Here is a 10,557-nt window from a genome sequence, read left to right as displayed (position 1 = left end):
GTTTCAAGAGTCGATTATCTACATAAAGATACAAGCAGGAGGAATGACATTTGAATAAGAAAAAAATAGGACTGCTGGCTTTTATTACAATGCTGGCAATCGGAATGCTTATCGGCTGCAACAGCACGAATAAGGGAGATTCAGCTGATGAAAAAAGTGAAAAAACAAGAGTGGTCAAGCATGAGCTTGGAGAGACAAAGGTAAAAGAGAATCCAAAGCGAGTAGTCGTATTAGAGTTAGGCTTTATTGATGCATTGTTAGATGCTGGTATCAAACCTGTAGGAGTAGCTGATGATGATAAAGCAGAACAGCTTATTGATAAAGATGTACTAAAAGAAATCAAAGGATACAAATCAGTTGGCACGCGAGCGCAGCCAAGCTTGGAATCGATTAAACTGCTGAAGCCCGATTTGATTATCGCCGATTCAGAACGTCATAAAAATGTATACAAAGAATTATCGAAAATTGCGCCAACTATTGAGTTAAAAAACTTAAATGCTAATTACAATGATTTACTAAATACAGAGTTAAAAGTAGGAGAAGCGGTTGGCAAGAAAGCAAAAGTTGAAAAAGTGGTAGAAGAGCATAAGCAAAAAATGAAGGATTTAAAAGCAAAAGCACCAAAAAATCCGGGCAACGTACTTGTTATCGCTGATGCAAATGGTAATATTAATGCTAGAACTTCAAATTTCTTTACAACGGGTGTTCTTGAGCAATTAGGCTTCAAAAATGCATTAACAGATCCTACAAAAGAGTACAGTGTAAAAATGACAATGGAACAGCTTGTAAAAGCAGATCCGGACAAACTCATTGTTATGCGAAATGAAAAAGGTCATACGCCTTTAGCAAAACAGCCATTATGGAAAGAGCTAAAAGCGGTTAAAAATAATCAAGTGTATGAAGTTGATGTATTTAAATGGTCTCTTCGCCGAAGTGTACAAGGTGCAAATGGTATTGCAGATGAAGCAGAAAAGTTATTATTTGAAGGCAAATAATAACGAAGAAAAGAACAATCCAGCGGGATTGTTTTTTTCTTTTTAATGAACTTTCAAATGGAAGGAGGCGCATTCTACTATGAAAGCTGTTCACGGCTCATCCAAAAGAAACAAATCTCCGCTTCGTATAATAGCTATCTTTCTTGCGGTTATTATTCTTTTACTGATTTCAATGTTTTTATCTATTTCCATCGGTTCTATACATATTTCTTTTGGAACGATTAAGCAAGCTATACTAAATTTTGACGGATCAAAAGAACAGTCTATTATTCAAACTGTCCGTCTGCCTCGCTTACTGGTAACGGCATTTGTTGGCGCTAATTTGGCTGTCGCTGGAGCGTTGATGCAAGCATTAACTAGAAATCCATTAGCTTCTCCTGGTATTTTTGGTATTAATGCCGGCGCATCAGCGGCAATGGTATTTTTAACGGTTTTAGTGCCTAGTGTAAGCATGATTGGCGGGGTATTTGGTGCATTTTTAGGAGGCGCATTTGCTGCTGTTATTGTTTATGTCATGAGTTCGTTGATTAAAGGAGGCGACAGTGATGTAAAGCTTGCTTTAACAGGTGTTGCTATACAAGGTATGCTTATGTCTCTCACGCAAACGCTGCTGATTTTTAATGAAAGCAAAACAGAAGGCGTTATGTTCTGGCTCACCGGTTCAGTTATTGGGCGAGATTGGGGACATGTTCATGTATTGGTTCCTTTTAGCATCGCGGGCCTGCTTATTGCGTTTGGTCTGGGAAGAGCGTCTTCTTTATTGTCTTTAGGAGATGACGTAGCTAGAGGACTGGGGCAGCGAGTCTTTGCCATTAGAGCGTTCACTGCAGTTGTTGTGATTGTATTAGCAGGTGTTTCGGTGGCAATTGCGGGTCCCATTGGCTTTGTAGGGCTTGTTGTTCCTCATATGGTACGCTATTTAATAGGTGTAGATTACCGGTTCGTTTTGCCAATGAGCGCGCTGCTTGGTGCATCTTTATTGCTGCTAGCAGACGTATTATCACGATTTATTACATACCCGTATGAGACTCCTGTAGGTGCAGTAACAGCGTTGCTCGGAACGCCGTACTTTATTTACTTAGCGAGACGCAAAAAAACAGAAAGGAAGGCATGAGTTATATGCAGACTGTCAATAAAACAAAAAAGCAGCCATCTCGATTCAAGTCTGTCGGCCTGTTTATCATTCTTTCTGTCTTAATTATAGCGCTGAGTGTGATAAGCCTTAGCTTAGGAGACATTAACATACCTCCTCTAGACATTATTACGTCTTTTATTGGTATTGGCGATCCTGACTTGACGTCCATTTTAGTAGAATTTCGTCTGCCTCGTATTTTGCTGGCTATTTTAACAGGAGTCGGCCTAGCTGTGTCCGGAGTCGTCGTACAGTCCATTATGAGAAATCCGCTCGCTAGTCCAGATACATTAGGTCTATCAAGCGGATCAGGATTAGCAGCTGTTGCAGTCACTATTTTACTGCCTTTAGCAAGCCCATCTGTTTTATCTGTCGCTGCGTTTGCAGGAGGCTCGCTTGTCTTTGTAATCGTCTATTTGCTTGCTTATAAAAAAGGAGTAGAACCTATTCGATTTGCATTAATAGGTGTAGCAGTCAGCGCTTTTTGTTCATCCGGTATTCACTTGTTAATTTCAAAAGCAAATCCAAACGTAAATGCGGCACTGATTTGGCTGAGCGGCAGCTTATGGGGAAGAACATGGGATCAATTAATTGGTTTACTTCCCTGGGTCGTTATATTAGTACCGTTGATTTGGCTGTTAGCTGCTCGGTTAGATTTAATTCATTTAGGTGATGAAGTGGCTCGAGGACTAGGGGCTAGAGTAGAGTTAATTCGTCTAGTATTGCTGGCAAGCGCAGTGGCAATGACGGCTGCGGTTGTATCGGTGGTTGGCACAATTGGCTTTGTAGGGCTTATTATTCCTCATGTGGCCAAACGGTTAGTGGGACCGAGACACAAAAAATTGATTCCTACAGCCGCTTTGCTTGGCGCTTTGTTTGTATTAGCAGCAGATTTAATTGGGAGAGGAATTGCTCCTCCGATTGAAATTCCGGCTGGATTAATCATTGGCATTATCGGCGCTCCGTATTTTCTTTATTTACTGTGGAGAGAATCTAAAAAATGAGGCTGTGACAAAAGTAGTGTAGTTAAAGTTAAACACGAACTATTCATCAAAAATGGATGAATAGTTCGTGTTTTTTTGTAATCATGGTGAACGTAGGTTTCATATATGCAGGTGCTTCTAGCTGTTGTTTGTAGAGCAAGGCGAAGACTCCTGCGGGAAAAGCGCAACAGGTGAGACCCCGCAGGAGCGCAAGCGACGAGGAGGCTCAGCGGGCGCCCGCGGAAAGCGAAGCCTTTCACGGAAATCAACAGCGGTGTCACAAGCAGTCCAACTCATTGCTCGTCTTTAGATTGGGTTCATTTCGTTATGTCCCAATCTCATTTTTATTCCAAATGAATTTTTGGGAATGGAATATGCGGAGGCTCTTCTAGCCATCCTTGTTCAATGCTTATTCTTGATACTTCTTTGGCGTATTCCAAAATTTCATTCGTGAAGTTTGTATAGTTTAAAGCGAGATCTAAACGCTGGCTCGTTGACATCGCCAGCCCGTATCCACGTACATTTTCAGTAATCATCGCAGCCAGGTGAAACATCATGAGTTTTTCTGAAAATGGAGGAACGGAAGACTTTTCTACTCCGTAATCCCACTTCATTGTGACCGGTATGTTTTCTACCATTAGCGGTTGTGACAGGGATTCAATGTGCTGCTGTACCTGCTCTCTACCTTTTAACAAAAAAGCTTGAATTTCCTGAGAAGGAGCTGTTTGAGCAAACCCTAAAATTAAATCCTTTGCAATTAAGTTCGTCTGTATGCTTGACACGATATGAGAAATTTCAATGACCGTTAACGGCCGCTTTTCATCAAAATAGCTTCCTAAGAAGAGTTCTTTATCGTTCATATCAGACGCATCTGCAATAGGAATAGGAGGAAGCTCTATAAAAATTTGTTTTTCTAACAGCAAATCTGTAATCGTTTGATTAAGCTTTTCTGCTTTTAATAGCAAGCTGCGAAAAAAAGATCGTACATCACTTCTTGCGGCAACATCGACGCCCGTAGTTGCTGATAGCAGAAGGACATTTGAAATATGCTTCAAATAAAGCAAATAAAAAGAATCCGAAAATAATTTTGGAGCTTCAATATTAAGGTCTTCTTCGCCGAAACCTAGCGGGATTGGCATATTTTCTTTTAAAAAGATAGCAGTGAGCGCATCACTGTTTTTTGTTGTGATATGCAGTGTACCTTGAATCGCTTTTTGAATATCTAAATCGTCTACATGACACAGAAAATGTTTAAGCATACAAGAAATTGCTTTATCGTTCATATATTGCTTCCAAATAACAGCCATCTCGGCGGCTGATAGTGGAGAAAATGATTGATTGTTCATAATAAACTCCTCATATATAGATAAATAACAAGTTTCTAAAAGGTTATCAACTAGTATAAGTCAAAGGAAGTAAGATAAACACTATAGAAAGTAAAAAAGGTATCAACATTTTACTATAAGAGTAACCGTCATGCATAATTTAAAGGTTCTTTTAGGAAAAGAAGAGTTCAACCGCTTCTTTCTTGCAAAGCAGAAATAAAACCGAAATAATAAATGAAGAAAGTTAGGCAAGAAAGGAGTTTCATTATATGCCAGAAGGTCCAGAAATTAGACGAGCAGCCGATGAAGTGGAAAAAGCGATTATTAGTCTTCCCGTTAGAGAGATATGGTTTGCTTTTCCATCTTTACAGCATTACGAAGAAGTATTAACGGGTGCTCATATTAAAAGGGTAGATACAAAAGGGAAGGCTATGCTTATTCGTTTTGACAATGGCTATACCATTTATTCACATAATCAGCTTTATGGAAAATGGTATGTACGTTCATCTTACAATTATCCATCTACAAACAGACAGCTGCGTCTTGCTATTCATAATGAAAAAAAATCAGCGCTGCTCTATAGCGCTTCTGATATTGAAGTATTGCGTGATGAAGAAGTTTCTGCTCATCCTTTTGTATCAAGAGTAGGTCCGGATATTTTAAGTGAAGAAGTAACGGCAGAAGAGCTTTTAGATCGCTTTTACTCTAAGTCATTTTACCGCAGAAAATGGGCGTCACTGCTGCTAGACCAAAGCTTTATAGCGGGGATTGGAAATTATTTGCGCAGTGAAATCTTATTTGTAGCGGGAATTAATCCTGCAGCTCGTCCGGTAGACTGCACGGAAGAACAGCTTAAAAAGGCAGCTGAAGCAACCATTTCTCTTGTCAAACGGTCCTATGAAACAGGTGGCATTACAAATGATGTAAAGCTTGCTGAAACGTTAAAAAAGAAAGGCCAAAAGCGCTCTGAATACCGCCACTGGGTTTTTAACCGTGAAGGAGAAGCTTGCCGAATTGACGGCACGCCTATCTTAAAAGTGCAAGCTGCTTCTAGAAGGCTTTATTACTGTCCTACTTGTCAAAAATAGCAGGATATATTTATTCTGCTATTTTTTTGATGTAGGAATGAATGACTGTTCATTTTTTGTGATATAGTTAAAAAGTAAAGTCATAATCTTAAGGGGAGGGATAAGATGGAATGTAAAACAGGAGATACATTTACGTGGCAAAGAACGTTTCAAGAGGAAGAAATCATGCAGTTTGCGGAGATGACTGGAGACCGGGGCAAACATCATATAGAACGTGACGAAAAAGGGCGGATAATGGTGCATGGACTTATGACTGCTAGTATTGGAACAAAAATAGGAGGAGACTTAAACTACATTGCAAGAGAAATGGTGAGTGAATTTCTTCGTCCAGTTTTTGCAGGAGATACAGTTACCTGTGAATGCATATTAACTGAAGTAGAAAAAGCAGATGGTTTTAAAAAAGTGAAAATCAAATCAGTGTATCGAAATCAACAAGGTAAAGAAGTACTGATAGGGACAAGTAATGGAGTTATTAGAGATTAAAATGAAAACGCTAACAAAAAATAAGTTATGAATGTTGTTAGAAAAGTCACGGATTCGTGACTTTTTTATTATGCAATTTCCTTCTTTTGTTGTTTACCATTTAAATGTAAATATGGTAATTTAGTAAAGTTGAGTTTCGCAAATGGTAAAAATGTGTATTTACTAAGTACATAGATTCTTATTTTTGGAAAAATATTTAAAAAAGGAGTTTCTTATATGAAAAAAATAATGAATACAGGCTTAGCACTATCATTCGCTCTATTGCTTTCGGCATGTGGGATGCCGTCTTCAGAGGAATTAACGGGTGACGTGAAAGAAGCACAAGAAAAGGTGAAAAATGTTCAAGTGAAAGTCACTGGAAAAGCAGAAGGATCCTCTGATTACCAAGTAAACGGAGTACAAGAGTTTGATTTTAAAAGTAAAGCAGGTTACATTAACACAAAAATGAACGGCGAAGAATTGAAGATGTATCATGATGGTGATGAAACGCTAGCTGTGGCTGGAGAAGAAAGCACAAAAGTACAGGGAGAAGAAAAAAAGTACGTTGCGGCTTTAATTAATAACGCTATGGAGCTTCAACAAAATCCAATACGCTACTATCAAAAATATGATAAAAATCTTCCAAATGAATTTGGCGTCACCGAAAAAGACAAAGAGTATGTATTAACATTTAACGGAGACAAAGACAAAAAGCAAAAAATTGTAGCAGGTGATGCTAAAGCTTATTATAAAATAACAAATCAAGGCAGCGATACCGCTGTAGACCTTGACCAAATTAAGGGAAAAGATTTTTCGCTTGTTGTGACAATTGATAAAGAAACGAAGCAAATAAAGAAAGTAGTAAAAAATCAGTCGTATTCAGTTAAAGTAGACGGGAAGACAGAAAACTCAAAGTCTAAGCAAACGTATACGTATACATATAACCAATTAGACAATGTAACAAAACCAAAAGTGGAAGCAAAAGCCGCTGCTGCTTCTAAAGATAGCAGCACCGAAACGCCAAGTAAGGAAAAGCAAGCTGCCTATGCCAAGGAAGCAGGACAATACGTGGATGCTTTAATTCAAGCAACTGTTTATCAAAATACAGATCAATTTGTTGCTAAACATCCGAATCAGCAAGATAAGAAACAGGTGAAAGAAAAAGGGGAGTTCCAAAAGAGTTCGTTTGTAGAGTTTTTTGAAACGAATTTTAAAGGTGCTTTATCATCATTGAGCTCAAATATAAYCGACGAGCAGTTAAACGAAGTAAGCAGCGCTTTTCTAAAAGCTCTTTCATCTACAAAATATAAAATTAAAGATGCAGCGTATAGTGATGAAGATGATGCGTACGTGGTACAAGTCGAAATTCAAGGATTTAACGATGCAAGTGTATTAGCGGAAGTCATGACACCACTTGCAGAAAAATATCAGGCGGGTGAGCTGAGTAACGAGCAGTTAGTAAACGAACTTATTAACGGAGTGGCAAAACGCTATCGTGAGCCAGTTGAATTACTTCCTGCAAAAACAGTCCCTGTACACGTCGTAAGAAATGGTGAACAAGATTACGAAGTTTTAATGCAAGATGAGTATCTGTTAACATTTGCTCAACAATCATAAATAGACATAAAAAAAGATTTTAGCTATATGCCTGAAGTCTTTTTTTGTGTTTTTTAAAATATAATTTTAAAAAATAAAATAAATTATTGAAATTATATTTCAAACAAATTATAATAGCCATAACTTCACTATATGATGAAAAAGGAGCCCAAAAGATGAATGAACAGCTTACGTTATTAACAACAGAGTCCCAAAACGAACACACAATGAAGATAGATACAGCTAGTACAAAGGAAATTTTAAACATAATGAATAATGAAGATCAAAAAGTGGCGCTGGCTGTACAAAAAGTACTTCCAGACGTAGAGGTGGCAGTTGAATTTGTAAGTGAATCGTTTCAAAAGGAAGGCCGGCTTATTTATGTCGGAGCAGGAACAAGCGGGAGGCTGGGAGTATTGGATGCTGTTGAATGCCCGCCTACTTTCAGTACCAATCCCAATCAGGTACAGGGATTGATGGCTGGAGGAGAAAAAGCATTTGTTAAAGCAGTTGAAGGTGCTGAAGATAACGAAGAATTGGGAGCAGCAGATTTACAAAAAATTCATTTGAATGAACGAGACACAGTCATTGGAATTGCTGCAAGCGGACGCACTCCTTATGTGATTGGTGCATTAAGATATGCAAAATCTGTAAAAGCTAAAACGGTGGCGCTGTCTTGCAATGGTAATTCTCTTATTGGAAAAGAAGCGGACCATAGTATTGAGGTGGTAGTAGGTCCGGAAGTGCTAACAGGTTCCACAAGGTTAAAAGCAGCAAGCGCTCATAAAATGATTCTCAACATGATTTCTACAGCGGCTATGATCAAAGTAGGAAAAGCGTATGAAAACTTAATGATAGATGTTCATGTGAGTAATGAAAAGCTTAAAGAACGAGCAATAGGTATTATTTGTAAAATTACGGGTGTTTCTTATGAGCAAGCAAGTCGAACGCTTGAAGAAGCAAATAATGAGGTAAAAACAGCAGTGGTTATGATCAAAACAAATGAAAATTATGACATCGCGAAGATGTTACTGAATAATGCGGACGGTTATGTGAGAAAAGCGATTGAACATTACGTATAAAGGAGAGAAACGATGTCAACAGGCGGATTAACAATGATTAAAAACACGGTGGCTAAGCTTCCTGATTCGGAGAGGAAAATTGCTGAATATATTTTAAACAACCCGCATACTGTGGTAAACAGTACGGCTGGGGAACTAGGTAGACTAGCGAATGCGAGCAGTGCTGCTGTTATTCGTTTGTGTAAATCTATCGGGGTTAGCGGGTTTCAAGAATTAAAGGTAAGAGTAGCCGGTGATTTAGCTAGAGATACGGAGCAAGGATACCGCGATATTGAAACAAATGAAACGATTCAATCTATTGTCAAAAAAACGGCAAGCAACAGCATTCAAAGTCTAAGTGATACGGCCGAGCTTGTGAATTACAAAGAAGCAGAGCGGGCTGTTTTGGCGCTGATTGAAGCTAAAAACATTCATTTTTTTGGAATCGGTGCTTCACATATTATTGCTATGGATGCGCAGCAAAAATTTCTTCGAATTAATAAAAATGCGACTGCTTTTGCAGATAGCCATCTAGCAGCTACACTTATCGCAAATGCAAGTAAAGACGATGTAGTTGTGGGCATCTCTTTTTCAGGGGAGACTCCTGAAGTAAGCAATGTCTTATCTTTAGCTAAAAATCGCGGAGTAAAGACGATTAGCTTAACCAAGTACGGACAGTCTACCGTTTCGTCTTTAGCTGATATTTGTTTGTATACGTCTTATTCTCAAGAAGCGCCGTTTCGAAGCGCAGCTACATCGTCTCGTTTAGCCCAGCTTTATGTGATTGATGTGTTATTTTTAAGTATTGCAGCGCAGCAGTATGACCAGACGATTGAGTATATTGATAAAACAAGGGATGCCATTCAGTTTTTGAAAACTAAGAAATAAAAAAGAAAACGATTACAAAAGAGGGTTTTGTGGTCTGTTTCCTCAGTACCGTGTCCATCTAAGAGGAAAATACAAAGGGGGATTAACATGTCTGTAGATAATCATCAATTAGCAAAGGTTATTTTGGAGATGCTTGGGGGAGCATCAAATATTGAAGCGTATACGCATTGTATGACTCGGCTGCGCGTGACTGTAAAAGATGATTCAATTGTAAAAAAGGCAGATATACGAAAGCTTGAAGGCGTACTTGGATTAGTTGAAGAAGAAACGCTGCAAATCATTATTGGTCCTGGAAAAGTAAACAAAGTAACAGAGGAATTTGGAAAGTTAATTGATGAATCTGGCGGTATTAATTTAGAAAATCGTGCGGCTCAGCGGAAATCGGAGCTGAAAGAAAAAAATGCAACTCCGTTTAAGCTCTTGCTTCGCCGAATTGCGAGTATTTTTATTCCGTTAATACCTGCTCTTGTAGCATCTGGACTTATCACCGGAGTGACAAAAGCAGCTGTTCAAGCGAAGTGGCTTCCGGCAGATTCACAGATTGCTATTCTTTTAACCGTTATCGGAAGCGGTTTATTTGCTTATCTTGGTATTTTAGTAGGTATTAATGCGGCAAAAGAATTTGGTGGTTCGCCGGCTCTAGGAGGCTTAGCCGGTATTTTAGTCATTAATCCTGCCGTAGCTGATATTAAACTTTTTGGTGAAGCACTTTTGCCGGGACGKGGCGGCTTAATAGGCGTATTGCTTGCAGCAATCTTTATGGCCGTAGTGGAAAAACGAGTGCGTAAATTTGTCCCTCAGTCACTGGATATTATTATTACACCGACCGTTACGGTGTTAATTACAGGCATTATTACGTATGTAGTGTTCATGCCAATCGGAGGTTTGATTTCAGATGGAATCACAAAAGGCCTTTTAGGAGTTTTAGAGGTTGGAGGAGTTGTAGCAGGCTTTGTTTTAGGAGCAACGTTCTTGCCGCTTGTCATTACAGGACTGCATCAAGGTCTTACTCCTGTTCATTTAGAGC

Annotated in this window: 11 protein-coding genes; 10 read left to right on the top strand and 1 reads right to left on the bottom strand. The window is 38.9% G+C overall.

Annotated elements, in window-relative coordinates:
• Positions 1-50: 50 nt before the first annotated feature.
• From AC1DRF_RS10625 to AC1DRF_RS10610, 4 genes are all read left to right on the top strand, one after another.
• Positions 51-995, top strand: coding sequence for an ABC transporter substrate-binding protein (locus tag AC1DRF_RS10625; RefSeq protein WP_427075647.1), 945 nt, complete (start codon positions 51-53; stop codon positions 993-995).
• Between the two features lie 79 nt (positions 996-1,074).
• Positions 1,075-2,109 carry a FecCD family ABC transporter permease gene (locus AC1DRF_RS10620; RefSeq protein WP_427075646.1) on the top strand — a complete coding sequence of 345 codons (1,035 nt, stop codon included), beginning with the start codon at positions 1,075-1,077 and terminating at the stop codon, positions 2,107-2,109.
• A 5-nt stretch (positions 2,110-2,114) separates the two neighbouring features.
• On the top strand, positions 2,115-3,131 hold the full coding sequence (locus tag AC1DRF_RS10615; protein ID WP_013081899.1) for a FecCD family ABC transporter permease: 1,017 nt from the start codon (positions 2,115-2,117) through the stop codon (positions 3,129-3,131).
• A gap of 124 nt (positions 3,132-3,255) precedes the next feature.
• A complete protein-coding gene (locus tag AC1DRF_RS10610) occupies positions 3,256-3,420 on the top strand; it encodes a hypothetical protein (protein WP_176521264.1) in 165 nt (54 codons plus the stop codon).
• 34 nt (positions 3,421-3,454) lie between these two features.
• On the opposite strand, the gene AC1DRF_RS10605 is transcribed toward AC1DRF_RS10610, so the two are convergent.
• Positions 3,455-4,456, bottom strand: coding sequence for a DUF3231 family protein (locus tag AC1DRF_RS10605; protein WP_427075645.1), 1,002 nt, complete (start codon positions 4,454-4,456; stop codon positions 3,455-3,457).
• 248 nt (positions 4,457-4,704) lie between these two features.
• Here AC1DRF_RS10605 and nei point away from each other — a divergent pair, with 248 nt between their 5' ends.
• From nei to AC1DRF_RS10575, 6 genes are all read left to right on the top strand, one after another.
• Positions 4,705-5,523: an endonuclease VIII gene (gene nei, locus AC1DRF_RS10600; RefSeq protein ID WP_427075644.1), complete on the top strand. Its 819-nt coding sequence runs from the start codon at positions 4,705-4,707 to the stop codon at positions 5,521-5,523.
• A gap of 105 nt (positions 5,524-5,628) precedes the next feature.
• A complete protein-coding gene (locus AC1DRF_RS10595) occupies positions 5,629-6,006 on the top strand; it encodes an FAS1-like dehydratase domain-containing protein (RefSeq protein ID WP_043980224.1) in 378 nt (125 codons plus the stop codon).
• A 216-nt stretch (positions 6,007-6,222) separates the two neighbouring features.
• The gene (locus tag AC1DRF_RS10590) at positions 6,223-7,602 is read left to right on the top strand and encodes a DUF6612 family protein (protein ID WP_477740715.1); all 1,380 of its coding nucleotides are present in this window, start codon (positions 6,223-6,225) and stop codon (positions 7,600-7,602) included.
• 155 nt (positions 7,603-7,757) lie between these two features.
• Positions 7,758-8,663 carry an N-acetylmuramic acid 6-phosphate etherase gene (gene murQ / locus AC1DRF_RS10585; RefSeq protein ID WP_427075643.1) on the top strand — a complete coding sequence of 302 codons (906 nt, stop codon included), beginning with the start codon at positions 7,758-7,760 and terminating at the stop codon, positions 8,661-8,663.
• A gap of 12 nt (positions 8,664-8,675) precedes the next feature.
• Positions 8,676-9,530: a MurR/RpiR family transcriptional regulator gene (locus AC1DRF_RS10580; RefSeq protein ID WP_013081906.1), complete on the top strand. Its 855-nt coding sequence runs from the start codon at positions 8,676-8,678 to the stop codon at positions 9,528-9,530.
• Between the two features lie 87 nt (positions 9,531-9,617).
• Positions 9,618-10,557, top strand: a 940-nt coding sequence (locus tag AC1DRF_RS10575; RefSeq protein ID WP_477740714.1) for a PTS transporter subunit EIIC, incomplete at its 3' end; no start/stop codon positions are given.

This window comes from Priestia sp. P5_B4, from assembly GCF_056400385.1.
The sequence above is the reverse complement of the archived record's forward strand: the minus strand, read 5'-3'. Positions and strand labels throughout refer to the sequence as shown.